A 14,862-nucleotide genomic window follows, 5' to 3' on the forward strand; every position below is an offset into this window, starting at 1 on the left:
GAGCGCACCCGTGAGGGCAACGACCTCATCTTCGAGATGGAAGAGGCGGGCGTCTTCGACAAGACCGCGCTGGTGTTCGGCCAGATGGACGAGCCGCCGGGGACGCGTCTTCGCGTCGCGCTGTCGGCCCTGACCATGGCGGAGTACTTCCGCGATGTGCAGAACCAGGATGTGCTGCTCTTCATCGACAACATCTTCCGGTTCACGCAGGCCGGCTCCGAGGTCTCGACCCTGCTCGGGCGCATGCCGTCCGCCGTGGGATACCAGCCGACCCTCGCCGACGAGATGGGCATCCTCCAGGAGCGCATCACATCCACCCGCGGCCACTCGATCACCTCGCTGCAGGCCATCTACGTGCCGGCAGACGACTACACCGACCCGGCGCCGGCCACGACCTTCGCGCACCTCGACGCCACCACGGAACTGAGCCGCGAGATCGCGTCGCAGGGCCTGTACCCGGCCGTCGACCCGCTCACCTCCACGAGCCGCATCCTCGACCCCCGCTACCTGGGTGCCGACCACTACCGCGTCGCCACGAACGTCAAGGCGATCCTGCAGAAGAACAAGGAACTGCAGGAGATCATCGCGATCCTCTGTGTGGACGAGCTCTCCGAGGAAGACAAGATCACCGTCTCCCGCGCCCGCCGCATCCAGCAGTTCCTGTCGCAGAACACCTACATGGCGAAGAAGTTCACCGGTGTCGAGGGATCGACGGTGCCGCTCAAGGACACCATCGAGTCCTTCGACGCGATCGTGCGCGGTGACTTCGACCACGTCGCGACGCAGGCCTTCTTCAACGTCGGCGGCATCAACGACGTCGAAGAGCAGTGGGCGAAGATCCAGAAGGAGAACGGCTAAGCATGGCCGAGCTCCAGGTGACAGTCGTGTCGGCCGACCAGTCCGTCTGGTCCGGCGCGGCGTCGATGGTCGTGGCTCGCACGACGGAGGGCGAGATCGGCATCCTTGCCGGGCACGAGCCGCTGCTCGCGATCCTGGCCGCCGGCGAGGTGCGGATCACCGATCCCCGTGGCACGGTGGTGCGGGCGAAGGCAGACGACGGATTCCTGTCGGTCGAGCACGACACCGTGACGATCGTCGCGCGGTACGCCGAGCTCGCCACGGCGTAGCCGGGGTCCGCACGTGCTGATCGCGATGGCCGGGCTTCCGGGCTCCGGCAAGAGCACGATCGCCGAGATCGTCGGCGGTCGTCTGCGAGCCTCGGTGATCTCGGTCGACCCGATCGAGTCCGCGATCCTGAGCGCGGGGATCGACAGCGACCAGCCCACGGGGCTCGCCGCGTACCTCGTGGCCGAGAAGCTCGCCGAGTTCGTGATCGACGCCGGCCACGATGTGATCGTGGACGCGGTCAACGCCGTGGATCCGGCGCGCGAGCAGTGGGTGAACCTGGCGCGTGATCGCGGCGAGGTGCTCAAGTTCATCGAGGTGATCTGTTCGGACGTCGAACTTCACCGCTCCCGACTGGAATCGCGTGAGCGTCGGCTGCCGCACCTCTCCGAGGTGAACTGGAACGCGGTGGAGCAGCGCGTGGACGAGTACGATCCGTGGAGCGGGCCGAGCGCGGCCGTCGCCCGCATCACCCTCGACTCCGTGAACCCGATCGGATTCAACGTCGACGCGGCGATGGCGTTCATCGCCTCCTGATGCTGATTCTGCTTCCCCCCTCCGAGACGAAACGAGACGGCGGGGCTGAGGGGTCGACCCTCGATCTGGCGCTGCTCGGGCATCCGGAGCTCTCGCGCGCCCGCAGGGCGGTGCTCGCGTCGACCCGCCGCCTGGCGCGCAATCGGGCCACCATGTCCGCGGCCCTGGGACTCGGTCCGCAGCAGTCGTTCGAGGTCGACCGCAACCGGCAGCTGGCGACCTCGCGCACGATGCCCGCGCTGCTGAGGTACACCGGGGTGCTCTATGACGCCCTCGATGCCGCGTCGCTCGACGGGCCGGCCCTCGCGTTCGCCGCCGAGCACGTGGCGGTGCATTCCGCGCTGTTCGGCCTCGTCGGGGCGGACGACCCCATTCCCGCGTACCGCCTCTCCCACAACTCCCGACTGCCAGATCTCGCGCTGCGTTCGACCTGGCGCGACGCCGTGTCGTCGGTGCTCGCCGGGCGCGACGGGCTCATCCTGGACCTGCGCTCTGAGGCCTACGTGCAGCTCGGTCCGATCCCGCCGGACCGGCACGCCTTCTTCGTGCGGGTGGCGGCAGAGGGACCGGACGGCCGGGTGCGCGCGCTCAACCACTTTAACAAGAAGGGCAAGGGCCTCTTCGTGCGGCGACTCATCGAGGCAGGAATCGACCACTCGTCCGTGGAATCGCTTCTCGACTGGGCGGCGGCGGAGGGAATCCGGGTCACGAAAAAGGGTGAGTCGGAGCTCGAACTCGTGGTTGACTGACGTCGGGCCATGTCGTGGGCCCGTCTCACCGGGAACGAACGAAGAGGGGTTCAGATGAACGACAACGGATACGGACCGGACGCCGCGGCGGCCGCGGCACTGGTGCTGGTCTTCATCGTCGTCTACCTGGTGCTGTTCCTCGGCGCATACGCCCTCGTCGCCTGGATGCTGTCCCGCATCTTCGCCAAGGCCGGCGTGCTCCCGTGGAAGGCCTGGGTGCCGGTGTTCAACTACTGGGTGTTCTTCGAGATGGGCGGACAGCTCGGCTGGCTCGCGCTGCTGAGCCTGATTCCCGGCGTGAACATCGTCGCGGCGGTGTTCGCCTGCATCGCCGCCTGGCACGTCGGCTCGGCCTTCCAGAAGCCGGGCGTGGGCTGGCTTCTGCTCTACATCTTCCTGCCGGTGATCTGGATCGGGATCATCGCCTTCGACGGCTCCCGGTGGGAGCCGGAGAAGATGGCCGTCCGGCCGCTCTACGGACCCAACGTTCCCGCGCCGACGGCCGCCTGACCCCGGTTCGGGTCAGGCCGCCCGCCAGCACCCCTCGACGTGGTCGTCGACCATGCCCGCCGACTGCATGAGCGCGTAGAGGGTCGTCGGACCGACGAAGCGCAGGCCCAGTGACCTCAGCGCCTTGCTCATGGCGGTCGACTCGGGAGTCACGGCGGGGATGTCGCCGAAGCCCCGCGGGCGGGCTCGCCCCGCGCTCGGCGCGAAGCTCCACATCAGCTCGTCGAGGGCACCGGGGGTCTGCCGCACGAGCTCCTGCACGATGCGCGCGTTGCCGATCGTCGCGCTGATCTTCGCCCGGTTGCGGATGATGCCCGGGTCCTGCATGAGGGCCTCGGCCTCGGAGTCGTCCATGGCGGCCACCCGGTCGATGTCGAAGTCGTGGAACACGAGTCGGAAGGTCGGCCTGCGCCGGAGGATCGTGATCCAGGACAGCCCGGCCTGGAACCCCTCGAGGCTGAGTTTCTCGAAGAGCGGCCGGTCTCCGTGCAGCTCGAACCCCCACTCCTCATCGTGGTAGCGCCGGTATTCCGGATCGCTCGAGCCCCAGGCGCAGCGCGGCACGCTGTCCTCGCCGACGGCGACGGCGGTTCTACCCTCGCCCACGGCCGGCGGCTGCTCGTCGCCCGGGTTCTGCGTGGTCTCCGGCTCCGTCACGAGGCGTGCACGATCCCCTCGTGGTCGAGGAGCCACACCTTGGTCGGGATGCCGTTGCCGCCGCTGTAGCCGGTGATGCGCTGGTTGGAGGCGAGCACCCGGTGGCAGGGGATGATGATCGGCACGGGGTTGGCGCCCACGGCCCCACCGACCGCCCGACCGGCGGACGGCCGGCCCGTGGCGCGACCCAACTCCCCATACGAGATCACCTCGCCGAACTCGAGCTCGGCGAGCTCCGCCCAGACCGCCCTCTGGAAGGCGGTGCCCGTCACGGCCACCGGAACGTCGAAGCTGGTGCGGGTGCCCGCAAAGTACTCGACGAGCTCGGCCGCCGCCCGGTCCAGCACGTCGTCGCTCGCCTCGGGGAATTCTTCGAGGGGGAGGTGGCCGGCTCGCTCGATGGTGAGTGAGGTGACGGCGGTGCCGTCTCCGGTCAATTCGATCCTGCCGATGGGGGACTCCAATCGACGAAGTTGCGCGGGCGGCATCGGCCCGATGATTTCTGAAGTCATGACTCGACTGTAGCCGCGGCCCCCGACGTGCTTCCGGCGGTTTTCGGACATCGGGTGCTGGGCCCGGCTGACGGCCGCCGGTGGAGGACTGGAGCACGTCGCGGGGGCCGACCACCGCGATCTAGGCTGGAGGAATGACTGACATCCAGTACCGCACCCTCGGCCGGTCCGGCCTCATCGTGTCAACGGTCGGGCTCGGCTGCAACAACTTCGGGCGCCCGAAGACGACGACGGAGAGCCAGGCCGGCACCGATGCCGTCATCTCGGCGGCGATCGATGCCGGGGTCACCCTCTTCGACACCGCAGACATCTACGGCGGCGAGCGCGGCCTGAGCGAGACGCTCATGGGCAAGTCGCTCAAGGGCCGCCGGGGCGACATCGTGCTCGCCTCCAAGTTCGGCATGGACATGGCCGGTGCGAACGGGCCCGACTGGGGCGCCCGAGGGTCGCGACGGTATGTGCGCCTCGCGGTAGAGGCGTCGCTGCGTCGCCTGCAGACGGACTGGATCGACCTCTACCAACTTCACGTGCCAGACCCGAACACCCCCATCGAGGAGACCCTCTCGGTGCTGGACGACCTGATCACCGAGGGCAAGGTGCGCTACATCGGGCACTCGAACCTCACCGGCTGGCAGATCGCCGACGCCGAGTACAAGGCGATCCTGGGCGGGCATCCGAAGTTCATCTCCGCCCAGAACGAGTACTCGCTGCTCGCTCGCGGCGTGGAGGCGGAGGTGCTTCCGGCTGTCAACCACTACGGCCTCGGATTCCTGCCGTTCTTCCCGCTCTACAACGGGCTGTTCACCGGCAAGTTCAGTCGGGAGGGAGGCCCGGCGGACAGCCGCATCATGGCCATCCGCCCGCACCTGATCGAGACGGCCCCCTGGGACACGATCGAGAAGTACGAGGCGTTCTGCGCCGACCGCGGCGTGAGCATGCTTGCCGCCACATTCTCCTGGCTGCTCGCCCAGCCCGGCCTCACAAGCGTGATCGCCGGCGTCACCAAGCCGGAGCAGATCGTGCAGAACATCGCCGCGGCCAACGAGTGGGCACCGACCGTCGCCGACATCGCCGAGATCTCGGAGCTCTTCGCCAACCCGAGCTGACCGGCGTCGGGCGCCGCGCCGCCAACTCATCCGTCAGTAAGTGTCGGCTGGGGGCGCCCAGCGAGCAGTTGGTGACGGTTGAGTGGGGAGGCGGGTCAGCGAGCGCGAGGCGACCGGCGGGCAACTCGGCCAAGAAGTGAACCCGCGCGCCCAACTCATCCGTCGGTAAGTGTCGGCTGGGGACCCCCAGCGAGCAGTTGGTGACGGATGAGTGGGGTGGGCACAGGGCGGGGCCGGTCTCAGTCGGTGAGAAGCACGATCTTGCCGAGGAGGTGGCGAGACTCGAGTTGCGTGTACGCCTCGCGAACCTCGCCGAGCGGGAAGGTCGCGGCGATCGGCAGCACGAGCTCTCCGTCGGCCACGAGTTCGGCGAGTTCGGCGAGTTCCGCCGAGGTCTTCTTGCCGCCGCCAACCGCCTGGATGCCGTACCTGTCCACGCCCTCGTAGTAGACGATCGTGTTGATGCGCTTCGGGTCGACGCCGAGCTCGAGGCCGAGCAGCACGGTCTCCTCTCCTGCGCTGTCGAGCACCGCCGTGATGCCCTCGGGGGCCGCGGCGCGCACCCGGTCGGCGAGGCCGGGTCCGTAGGCGACCGGGATCACGCCGAGGCTGCGCAGAAACTCGTGGTTCGCCTCGCTCGCCGTGCCGATCACGGTCGCGCCGGCGCGGATGGCGAGCTGGCACTCCAGGAGTCCGACACCACCGGCCGCCGCGCTGACGAGCACGGTGTCGCCGGGGCCGGGGGAGACGGCATCCGTCGCCCTCCTCGCGGTGTTGCCGACGAGGCCGATGCCGGCCGCCCTCGCCCAGTCGAGCGCCTCCGGCTTAGGCGCGAGCTGGCTGGGCGGCACGACAACGTAGTCGGCCTGCGCGGCGAAGGAGACCCAGCCGAGCACCTCATTACCGACCGCGACGCCCTCGATGTCGTCGCCGACCTCGTCGACGACGCCGGCGAATTCGTGGCCCTGGCCGCTCGGGAGCTTCTTCGAGGGGAGATAGGAGGCGTCCTGCCGCACCTTGAAGTCGAAGGCGTTCAGCCCGGCCGCCCGCACGCGGACCCGCACGGTGCCGGCACCGGCGTGCGGCTCGTCCACCTCGACCACGTCGAGGACTTCGGGCCCGCCGTTGCGGCTGAACTGGACTGCTCTCGACACGGTGTGCTCCCTAGAATCGGATTCCTTCCATTGTGCCTCCCCGCCCTTGTGAGTGAGTGCTCACTCATTTAGGATTGCGTCGTGGAGTTGACGAAGATCAGCCGGGCGCGGCCCCTCCCGCTCGATGACCGACGGGCGATGATCGTGGATGCCGTGATCCCGCTGATCCTCGAACACGGCCGCGATATCACGACCCGGCAGATCGCCGACGAGGCGGGAATCGCCGAGGGAACCATCTTCCGCGCCTTCGGCGACAAGGAGTCGATAATCCAGGCCGCGGTGGACAAGTTCCTCGATCCGCTGCCGTTGCGCACCGCACTCCGGTCGATCGACCCGGATCTCCCGCTCGAGCAGAAGGTGCACGACATCCTGTTCCACCTGAGGTCCCGGTTCACCGGGATCATCGGCATCATGTCGGCGATCGGCATGACCGGTCGCCCGCCGGGCCACGGGGGGCACAACGAGTTCGCCGAGATCGTGGCCGAGGTGCTCGAGCCGGAGGCGGCGAGGCTGAGGCTCGACCCCACGAAGGTCGCCTACCTCGTGCGGATCATCGCATTCGCCTCGTCCATCGGCCCGTTCAACGATTCGCACCCGCTCTCCACCGACGAACTCAGCGACATCATCCTGCACGGGATCGTCGCCCGACCCGACGAAGACAACGAGGAATGACCATGCTGCTCACCGTCTTGCGCACCTACCTCCGACCCCACGGGCGACTGCTGCTCGGGGTGGTGGTGTTCCAGTTCGCCCAGTCGATCGCGTCGCTGTACCTTCCGAGTCTGAACGCGGACATCATCGACAATGGAGTGGCCAAGGGGGACACGGCGTACATCCTGCGCCTCGGCGTGGTGATGCTCCTCATCACGCTCGGTCAGGTCGCCTGCGCCATCATCGCCGTCTACTTCGGGGCGAAGGCCGCGATGGCCCTGGGGCGCGACCTGCGCGGAGCGGTGTTCCACCAGGTGGGCGCCTTCTCCGAGCGGGAGGTGTCGAAGTTCGGCGCACCGTCGCTCATCACGCGAACGACCAATGACGTGCAGCAGGTGCAGATGCTCGTGCTCATGACCTGCACGCTGCTCGTCTCGGCCCCGATCCTCGCGATCGGCGGCGTCATCGCCGCCCTCCAGCAGGATGTCGGGCTGTCCTGGCTGCTCGTCGTGGCCGTTCCGGTGCTCCTGCTGTCCATCTCGCTCATCATCGTGCGGATGGTGCCCCAGTTCCGCCTGATGCAGAAGAAGATCGACACGGTCAACCAGGTTCTGCGCGAGCAGCTCACCGGCATCCGTGTCGTGCGAGCCTTCGTGCGCGAGACCGTCGAGACCGAGCGCTTCGAGCAGGCCAACATGGGCGTCACGCTCACTGGCCTGCGCTCCGGGCGGCTCTTCGCCCTCGTCTTCCCCGTGGTGATGCTCGTGGTCAACGTCACGAGCGTCGCCGTTCTGTGGTTCGGCTCGTTCCGCATCAACGACGGCTCGATGCAGATCGGTGCCCTCATCGCCTTCCTGAGCTATCTCATCCAGATCCTCATGGCCGTGATGATGGCCACCTTCATGTCGATAATGATTCCGCGCGCGGCCGTCTCGGCCGACCGCATCGCCGAGGTGCTCGACACCGAGTCGAGCGTGGTGCTCCACCACGCGCCGGTGACGTCGCTGCGCGGCAAGGGCACCGTGCAATTCCGCGACGTGAGCTTCTCCTACCCGGGCGCGGAGGCCCCGGTGCTCCACCATCTCGACTTCGATGCCGTGCCTGGACGCACGACCGCCATCATCGGCAGCACCGGCGCGGGCAAGACGACGCTCGTGAGCCTGATCCCGCGCCTCTTCGACGTGACGGAGGGTGCGGTCCTGGTCGACGGCGTGGATGTTCGCGAGCTCGAACCCGACCTGCTCTGGAGTCGCATCGGCCTCATCCCGCAGAAGCCGTACCTGTTCTCCGGCACCGTCGCATCCAATCTGCGCTACGGAAAGCCGGATGCGACGGACGAGGAGATCTGGGAGGCGCTGGACATAGCCCAGGCGAGGGACTTCGTGGCCGAGATGCCCGAGAAGCTCGAGGGCCCGATCGCCCAGGGCGGCACGAACCTCTCCGGTGGCCAGCGACAGCGTCTGGCGATTGCGCGAGCGCTCGTGAAGACCCCCGAGATCTACGTCTTCGACGACTCGTTCTCCGCCCTGGACACCGCGACCGACGCCCGACTCCGGCTCGCGCTCGCGCAGAGGGTCGCCAACGCGACCGTGATCGTCGTGGCCCAGCGGGTCTCGACGATCATCGGTGCCGACGAGATCCTGGTGCTCGAACACGGGGAGATTGTAGGCAGGGGAACGCACGACGAACTCGTCGAGTCGAATCCGACCTACGCCGAGATCGTCGGCAGCCAGCTGCGAGCGGAGGAAGTGGCATGAGCCAGACATCGACACGGGGCTCATCGGCCGAGAGTTCATCGGCCCAGGGTCGTCCGCCGATTCGCCGGGGGCCGGGAGGTGGCGGCCCGTGGGCCGGCATGAGCATGCCCGTCGAGAAGTCGATGAACTTCCGGGCGTCGTCGAAGCGTCTCCTCGGGCAGTTGCGCCCGGAGCGTCTCAAGGTGATCGGCGTGGTGCTTCTCGGGGTGGTCAGCGTCGCACTCTCGGTCGCCGGCCCCAAGCTCCTGGGCAATGCGACGAACCTCATCGTGGACGGGTACTTTTCCTCGAAGCTCCCGGCCGGAACGACAAAGGCGCAGGTGATCGCCGGGCTCAAGGCGAACGGGCAGGACGCGCAGGCGAGACTCCTCGGCGGCGTGAACCTGAATCCGGGGCACGGCATCGACTTCACGGCGCTCGGCAACCTGCTCCTGATGATCCTCGGGCTCTACGTGTTTGCCTCGGTGTTCCAGTGGCTGCAGGGATTCGTGCTCAACGGGGTCACCCAGCGCACCGTCTACCGCATGCGCCGCGACGTCGAGTCGAAGATCAACCGGTTGCCGCTCGGCTATTTCGACAAGACCCCGAGAGGCGAGCTGCTCAGCCGGGTGACCAACGACATCGACAACATCTCGACCACCCTGCAGCAGACGCTGAGCCAGCTCATCACCTCGGTGCTCACGGTGCTCGGAGTGCTGGTGCTGATGTTCACCATCTCGTGGGAGCTTGCGCTCATCGCCCTCGTCACCGTGCCGCTCACGCTCTTCATCACGGCGACGATCGCCAAGCGCTCGCAGAAGAAGTTCGTCGCTCAGTGGGCGCACACCGGAGCCCTCAACGGCCAGATCGAGGAGGCCTTCACCGGGCATGCCCTCGTGAAGGTGTTCGGGCGCCAGCGCGAGGTCACCGCGAGGTTCGCCGAGAAGAACGAGGAGCTGTTCCAGGCGAGCTTCAGCGCCCAGTTCATCAGCGGCATCATCATGCCGTCGATGATGTTCGTCGGCAATCTCGTCTACGTCGCGATCGCGGTGGTGGGCGGTCTGAAGGTCGCCTCGGGATCCCTCGGGATCGGCGACGTGCAGGCGTTCATCCAGTACTCGCGCAACTTCACTCAGCCCCTCAGCCAGCTGGGCTCGATGGCCAACCTTCTACAGTCCGGTGTGGCGAGCGCCGAGCGCGTCTTCGAGCTGCTCGACGCCGAGGAACAGTCGCCGGATGCCCGCGACGCGACCGCTCCGGCGGCCGGACCCGGTCGCCTGGCCTTCGAACACGTGAGCTTCCGGTACGACCAGGAGACCCCGCTCATCGACGACCTGTCACTCGTGGCGAATCCCGGTCAGACCATCGCGATCGTCGGCCCGACCGGTGCGGGCAAGACCACCCTCGTGAATCTGATGATGCGTTTCTACGAGCTCGATTCCGGGCGCATCACCCTCGACGGCGTCGATATCACTACCATGACCAGGGACAGCCTCCGGTCGAAGCTCGGGATGGTGCTGCAAGACACCTGGCTCTTCGGGGGCACTATCCGGGACAACATCGCCTACGGGCGCACCGGAGCCACCGAGGAGGAGATACTGGAGGCGGCCACCGCCTGTTATGTCGACCGCTTCGTGCACGCGCTGCCCGACGGCTACGACACGGTGCTCGACGACGAGGCGTCCAATGTGAGCGCGGGTGAGAAGCAGCTCATCACGATCGCGCGGGCGTTCCTCGCGAAACCGAGCGTGCTCATCCTCGACGAGGCGACGAGCTCGGTCGACACGCGAACCGAGCTGCTGGTGCAGAAGGCCATGCAGGCCCTGCGCACCGACCGCACGAGCTTCGTGATCGCGCACCGGTTGTCCACGATTCGGGATGCCGACCTGATCCTGGTCATGGAGTCCGGCGCCATCGTCGAGCAGGGCACGCACACCGAGTTGCTCGCCGCGGAGGGGGCGTACTTCCGGCTGTACAACGCGCAGTTCGCGGCTCCCGCCAACGCCGAACTCTAGGCCTACTTGCTCGGCAGGGCCGGCTGCAGGTTGAGCCCCTTGTAGAGCTCGTTGGTCTGGTCGGTGAGCGCGGTGAGGGCCGCGTGGTCCGCGTTGTACTCGTTGTGTTTCGCGACGACGTCGGCGTACTGGGCGTCGAGCGCCGCCCTCCGGGCCTCCAGGGCGCGCCTGGCGCGACCGACCTCCGCGTTCGAGGTCCAGTCGGTGCGGGCGTTGAACGCGAGCACGTCGGCGTTGAGCCCCTCATAGCCGGAGGAGTACGCGGCGTACTCGGTGTCGATCTCCGCCTTGAGCGCGGCCATGGCGGTGGAGAGCGCTGCCGAGCGGGCCTGCAGGTCGGTGAAGACCGCATCCGACTTCTCGTGCAGGGTGACGACCGCCGCGCGGTCCGTGAAGTACTGGGCGTAGTGCGCCTCGAGGGCCGGGCCGATCGATGCGACCTCCGTGCCGATGATCGAGTGCAGCTCGTTGTCGCGCTCGCCAGGTTCCGCCTTCGCGTAGTACGCCATCCGGCTGGTGAAGTCGGCGTTTCCGGCGAGCCGGCTCGCGGCCGCCTCGAGCTCGGGGATGAGCTGCTGGCGGTCGAGCGTGTTCATCCGGTCCCAGGCCGCGTGCAGCATCTCGTGCGCGCCGACGACGTCTTCGAGGCCGGCGAGGCGGTCGTCCGTGACGTCGAAGAGGTGGATGGTGCGGCCGGTCGGCAGGTAGCAGCCCAGGATCCCGCTGCCCTCCTGCTCGCTCGCGCAGCTCGAGTCGAAGAGGGCGGCCGGCTCCACCGCCGGCTTGCTCGCGAAGAACAGGAAGCGCCCCTCCGCGGTCATCCGCGATCCGTCGGCGATCGATTCCGCCGCGGCCGACGGGGTGAAGGTCCAGACCGTGTACTGGTCGACCAGGCGCTGGAAGCTCACCAGGCCCCACGCGCCGGCGGCCACCAGCAGGAGGGCGATCACCGTGGGGATGACGCGCGACAGCAGTCCCCGGCGGCGTCGCGTCGGCGCCGGGTACGCTTCGTCGACCCCCTCGAACAGTGTCATGGTCTCCTCGATCGCGGCCGCCGCCGACCCCAGCGGCTTCGAAATGCTAGCAGGACCGCCTCGGCCTTCCCCGGTCGGCGTCAGTGTCCGACGAGGGGCCCCATGAGTTTCGCCAGCACCGACGCGCGTCCCGTGATCTTCTCCTCCACGTCGGCGGCACCCATCGCGGCAAGACCGAGATTGGAGCCGATGAAGCGCAGCGGTTCCGGCTCCCAGTCTGGCGAGACATGGTTGGCCCAGGGCAGCCGGGTGAGCTCGCTGTCGCGGTCGAGAATCAGGTCGGCGAGCGTTCGGCCGGCGAGGTTGGTGGTGCTCAGGCCGTCGCCGACGTAGCCGCCCGCGAAGGCGATCCCGCTCGCACGGTCGAAGCTGGCCGCGGCGTGCCAGTCGCGTGGCACGCCGAGCGGGCCTCCCCAGCGATGGGTGACCGCCGCCCCCTCCGCCGCCGGGAACAGATCCTGGAGGGTCTTCCGTAGATGCTCGAAGACGTGCGGAACCCGGTCGTAGTCCGGGCGGATGCTGCTGCCCCAGTGGTAGCGGGCGCCTCGGCCCCCGAAGGCGAAACGATTGTCGGCGGTGCGCTGGCCGTAGATGAGCAGGTGGCGATAGTCGGTGAAGGTCTGCCCGTGCTCGATCCCGATCTCGGCCCAGACATCGTCACCGAGCGGCTCGGTGGCGATCATGAGCGAGTAGAGCGGCAGGATTCGGCGCCGGGTCCTGGGCATTGTCGCGCCGTAGCCCTCGGTCGCGACCACCACGACGGGCGCGTTGACAGTGCCCCGAGCCGTCGTGACTCGGTGGTCGGCCCAGTCCAGAACCTCGGTCTGCTCGAAGATCGTGACTCCGAGACCCTCGACGACGTCGGCGAGTCCGCGCACGAGTTTGGCGGGCTGCACCCGCGCGCAGGCCGGGTCGTAGGCCGCCCCGATGGCGCCGGCAGCGCCCTTCGGGACGGCGCCCGCGCGGCGAAGCTCCAGGTTGTCCACGCCGAAGCGCCGGGCATCCTCCACCTCCGCCGCCGCCTCGCGCAGTTGCAGCGGGCTGCGCGCGAACGCCAGCGTGCCGCCCCGCACGTAGTCGCAGTCGATCCCCTCCGCCGCGGCGACGCGACCGACCTCGTCCACGGTATCGACCATCGCCCGTCGCATGGCGACCGCGGCATCCCGCCCATGGCGGCGTTCGAGCGCGCCGGCGCTCGCGGGGAAGAGGGCGGAGCACCAGCCGCCGTTGCGTCCCGATGCCCCGAATCCGGCGATCGCCTTCTCCAGCACGACGATGTGCAGGGCCGGGTCTGCCCTCGCGAGGTAGTACGCGGTCCAGAGTCCGGTGAGGCCGCCGCCGATGATCGCGACGTCGGCATCCCGGTCGCCGGGCAGGGCGGCCCGCGGCTCGAGGGAGTCGGCGCCGGACTCCGCCAGGGAATCGAACCAGAAGCTCAGGTCCCGGTAGGTCACGAACGCGCCCCGATCATCGTCGACATCCCATCTGCCCTGTCCTTGCGCGTCCCCTTGACCCCTTCGTCCCCTTCCGAAATCCATGCATTTCTCGGCGACACGCCGTCATTCGTGTCGCCTGAGCCGTGTCGCCGGAAGAATGCATGGATTTCGGAAGGCCGGTTCGCGCTACCGCTCGGGTGGCGCGAACCAGCTTCGAGGCTAGAGGCGGGTCCAGGCCTCGGTGAGCACTCCGCGCAGGATGCCCTCGATCTCGTCAAACTCCTTCTGGCCGATCGTGAGCGGCGGGGCGAGCTGCACGACGGGGTCCCCGCGGTCGTCAGCCCGGCAGTACAGCCCGGCCTCGAAGAGCGCCTTGGACATGAATCCGCGAAGCAGTCGCTCGGACTCGGCGTCGTCGAAGGTCTCCCGTGTCGCCTTGTCCTTCACCAGCTCGATTCCGAAGAAGTAGCCGTCACCGCGCACGTCGCCGACGATCGGCAGGTCGAGGAGCTTCTCGAGCGTCGCCCGGAAGGCCGGCGAGTTCTCGCGCACGTTCTCGTTCAGGCGCTCCTCCTCGAAGATGTCGAGGTTGGCGAGGGCCACCGCGGCCGACACGGGATGCCCGCCGAACGTGTAGCCGTGATAGAACGACGCGTTGCCGTGCTTGAACGGCTCGTAGATCTTCTCGCTCACGATGGTCGCGCCGATGGGGGAGTATCCGCTGGTCATCCCCTTCGCGCAGGTGATCATGTCCGGCACGTAGTCGTAGGCGTCACAGGCGAAGAACTCGCCGATGCGTCCGAAGGCGCAGATGACCTCGTCGCTCACGAGCAGCACGTCGTACTGGTCGCAGATCTCGCGAACCCGCTTGAAGTATCCGGGCGGCGGCGGGAAGCATCCTCCGCTGTTCTGCACCGGCTCCAGGAAGACCGCGGCGACCGTCTCCGGTCCCTCGAACAGGATCATCTCCTCGATGCGGTTCGCGGCCCACAGCCCGAAGGCCTCCAGGTCTTCGCTCGGCGCGCCCATCTCGGCCGCGCGGTAGAAGTTGGTGTTCGGCACGCGGAAGCCGCCGGGGGTCACCGGCTCGAACATGGCCTTCATCGCCGGGATGCCGGTGATGGCCAGGGCGCCCTGCGGGGTGCCGTGATAGGCCACGTTGCGCGAGATCACCTTGTGCTTGGTCGGCTGGCCCTTGAGCTTCCAGTAGTACTTGGCCAGCTTGAAGGCCGTCTCGACGGCCTCACCGCCGCCCGTGGAGAAAAACACCCGGTTGAGGTCGCCGGGCGCGTAGTGCGCGAGGCGGTCGGCGAGCTCGATGGCGGACGGATGCGCGTAAGACCAGAGCGGGAAGAACGCGAGTTCCTCGGCCTGCTTGGCGGCGACCTCGGCGAGGCGCATGCGGCCGTGGCCGGCGTTCACCACGAAGAGCCCGCTCAGGCCGTCGAAGTACTTCTTGCCCTTGCTGTCCCAGATGTGGTGGCCCTTGCCCTTGACGATGATGGGCACGCCATGGCCGTCCTCCATCACGGACTGGCGCGCGAAGTGCATCCAGAGGTGGTCCTTCGCCTTGCGCTGAAGGTCGGCTTCGTCGTGGTCGAGCGGGCGGGTGGACGGCTCGACGGGGGTTGGCATGGTCA

Annotated in this window: 15 protein-coding genes; 9 read left to right on the top strand and 6 right to left on the bottom strand. The window is 68.0% G+C overall.

Annotation, left to right across the window (positions count from 1 at the left end; all coding sequences use genetic code 11):
* The 5 genes from atpD to ACHZD8_RS10000 form a co-directional block, all read left to right on the top strand.
* The coding region (atpD, locus tag ACHZD8_RS09980) for a F0F1 ATP synthase subunit beta (RefSeq protein WP_394770209.1) at positions 1 to 858 on the top strand (858 nt) is incomplete at its 5' end.
* Between the two features lie 2 nt (positions 859 to 860).
* A complete protein-coding gene (locus tag ACHZD8_RS09985) occupies positions 861 to 1,127 on the top strand; it encodes a F0F1 ATP synthase subunit epsilon (protein WP_147784893.1) in 267 nt (88 codons plus the stop codon).
* Between the two features lie 13 nt (positions 1,128 to 1,140).
* Positions 1,141 to 1,662: an AAA family ATPase gene (locus ACHZD8_RS09990; RefSeq protein ID WP_394770211.1), complete on the top strand. Its 522-nt coding sequence runs from the start codon at positions 1,141 to 1,143 to the stop codon at positions 1,660 to 1,662.
* Positions 1,662 to 2,411 (top strand): YaaA family protein, encoded by a 750-nt coding sequence (locus ACHZD8_RS09995; RefSeq protein ID WP_394770213.1) that lies wholly within the window; start codon positions 1,662 to 1,664, stop codon positions 2,409 to 2,411. The genes ACHZD8_RS09990 and ACHZD8_RS09995 overlap by 1 nt, the downstream gene beginning before the upstream one ends.
* A 54-nt stretch (positions 2,412 to 2,465) precedes the next feature.
* Positions 2,466 to 2,921 (top strand): DUF5684 domain-containing protein, encoded by a 456-nt coding sequence (locus ACHZD8_RS10000; protein WP_394770214.1) that lies wholly within the window; start codon positions 2,466 to 2,468, stop codon positions 2,919 to 2,921.
* A gap of 12 nt (positions 2,922 to 2,933) precedes the next feature.
* Here the strand turns inward: ACHZD8_RS10000 and ACHZD8_RS10005 are convergent, their stop codons facing one another.
* Both ACHZD8_RS10005 and ACHZD8_RS10010 read right to left on the bottom strand, forming a co-directional pair.
* Complete coding sequence (locus ACHZD8_RS10005; protein ID WP_394770376.1) at positions 2,934 to 3,527, bottom strand: DNA-3-methyladenine glycosylase I; 594 nt, start codon at positions 3,525 to 3,527, stop codon at positions 2,934 to 2,936.
* 47 nt (positions 3,528 to 3,574) lie between these two features.
* The gene (locus tag ACHZD8_RS10010) at positions 3,575 to 4,090 is read right to left on the bottom strand and encodes a methylated-DNA--[protein]-cysteine S-methyltransferase (RefSeq protein ID WP_394770215.1); all 516 of its coding nucleotides are present in this window, start codon (positions 4,088 to 4,090) and stop codon (positions 3,575 to 3,577) included.
* A gap of 134 nt (positions 4,091 to 4,224) precedes the next feature.
* Here ACHZD8_RS10010 and ACHZD8_RS10015 point away from each other — a divergent pair, with 134 nt between their 5' ends.
* Entirely contained in the window at positions 4,225 to 5,196 is a 972-nt protein-coding gene (locus ACHZD8_RS10015; RefSeq protein ID WP_394770217.1) for an aldo/keto reductase, read from the top strand.
* A 239-nt stretch (positions 5,197 to 5,435) separates the two neighbouring features.
* Here the strand turns inward: ACHZD8_RS10015 and ACHZD8_RS10020 are convergent, their stop codons facing one another.
* On the bottom strand, positions 5,436 to 6,350 hold the full coding sequence (locus ACHZD8_RS10020; RefSeq protein WP_394770218.1) for an NADP-dependent oxidoreductase: 915 nt from the start codon (positions 6,348 to 6,350) through the stop codon (positions 5,436 to 5,438).
* An 81-nt stretch (positions 6,351 to 6,431) separates the two neighbouring features.
* On the opposite strand from ACHZD8_RS10020, the gene ACHZD8_RS10025 reads away from it, so the two are divergent.
* Genes ACHZD8_RS10025 through ACHZD8_RS10035 form a run of 3 tightly spaced genes read left to right on the top strand, consistent with a single transcriptional unit; the run spans position 6,432 to position 10,752 of the window.
* Positions 6,432 to 7,022 carry a TetR/AcrR family transcriptional regulator gene (locus ACHZD8_RS10025; protein WP_394770220.1) on the top strand — a complete coding sequence of 197 codons (591 nt, stop codon included), beginning with the start codon at positions 6,432 to 6,434 and terminating at the stop codon, positions 7,020 to 7,022.
* A 2-nt stretch (positions 7,023 to 7,024) separates the two neighbouring features.
* Positions 7,025 to 8,758 (top strand): ABC transporter ATP-binding protein, encoded by a 1,734-nt coding sequence (locus tag ACHZD8_RS10030; RefSeq protein WP_394770377.1) that lies wholly within the window; start codon positions 7,025 to 7,027, stop codon positions 8,756 to 8,758.
* Positions 8,755 to 10,752 carry an ABC transporter ATP-binding protein gene (locus ACHZD8_RS10035; protein WP_394770222.1) on the top strand — a complete coding sequence of 666 codons (1,998 nt, stop codon included), beginning with the start codon at positions 8,755 to 8,757 and terminating at the stop codon, positions 10,750 to 10,752. Before ACHZD8_RS10030 ends, ACHZD8_RS10035 begins: the two co-directional genes overlap by 4 nt.
* A gap of 2 nt (positions 10,753 to 10,754) precedes the next feature.
* Here the strand turns inward: ACHZD8_RS10035 and ACHZD8_RS10040 are convergent, their stop codons facing one another.
* The 3 genes from ACHZD8_RS10040 to ACHZD8_RS10050 form a co-directional block, all read right to left on the bottom strand.
* Positions 10,755 to 11,786 (bottom strand): hypothetical protein, encoded by a 1,032-nt coding sequence (locus ACHZD8_RS10040; RefSeq protein WP_394770223.1) that lies wholly within the window; start codon positions 11,784 to 11,786, stop codon positions 10,755 to 10,757.
* An 80-nt stretch (positions 11,787 to 11,866) separates the two neighbouring features.
* Positions 11,867 to 13,240 carry an NAD(P)/FAD-dependent oxidoreductase gene (locus ACHZD8_RS10045; protein ID WP_394770225.1) on the bottom strand — a complete coding sequence of 458 codons (1,374 nt, stop codon included), beginning with the start codon at positions 13,238 to 13,240 and terminating at the stop codon, positions 11,867 to 11,869.
* 201 nt (positions 13,241 to 13,441) lie between these two features.
* Entirely contained in the window at positions 13,442 to 14,857 is a 1,416-nt protein-coding gene (locus ACHZD8_RS10050; RefSeq protein WP_394770378.1) for an aspartate aminotransferase family protein, read from the bottom strand.
* Positions 14,858 to 14,862 lie beyond the last annotated feature (5 nt).

Source organism: Lacisediminihabitans sp. (assembly GCF_043726815.1).
Classification (GTDB): Bacteria; Actinomycetota; Actinomycetes; order Actinomycetales; family Microbacteriaceae; genus Lacisediminihabitans.

Excerpts from the sequence above, each read along its gene's own strand:
- ACHZD8_RS10015 (WP_394770217.1), top strand. The coding sequence starts at position 4,225 with ATGACTGACATCCAGTACCGCACCCTCGGCCGGTCCGGCCTCATCGTG.
- ACHZD8_RS10040 (WP_394770223.1), bottom strand. The coding sequence starts at position 11,786 with ATGACACTGTTCGAGGGGGTCGACGAAGCGTACCCGGCGCCGACGCGA.
- ACHZD8_RS10010 (WP_394770215.1), bottom strand. The coding sequence starts at position 4,090 with ATGACTTCAGAAATCATCGGGCCGATGCCGCCCGCGCAACTTCGTCGA.
- ACHZD8_RS10035 (WP_394770222.1), top strand. The coding sequence starts at position 8,755 with ATGAGCCAGACATCGACACGGGGCTCATCGGCCGAGAGTTCATCGGCC.
- ACHZD8_RS10000 (WP_394770214.1), top strand. The coding sequence starts at position 2,466 with ATGAACGACAACGGATACGGACCGGACGCCGCGGCGGCCGCGGCACTG.
- ACHZD8_RS09995 (WP_394770213.1), top strand. The coding sequence starts at position 1,662 with ATGCTGATTCTGCTTCCCCCCTCCGAGACGAAACGAGACGGCGGGGCT.
- ACHZD8_RS09985 (WP_147784893.1), top strand. The coding sequence starts at position 861 with ATGGCCGAGCTCCAGGTGACAGTCGTGTCGGCCGACCAGTCCGTCTGG.
- ACHZD8_RS10030 (WP_394770377.1), top strand. The coding sequence starts at position 7,025 with ATGCTGCTCACCGTCTTGCGCACCTACCTCCGACCCCACGGGCGACTG.
- ACHZD8_RS10050 (WP_394770378.1), bottom strand. The coding sequence starts at position 14,857 with ATGCCAACCCCCGTCGAGCCGTCCACCCGCCCGCTCGACCACGACGAA.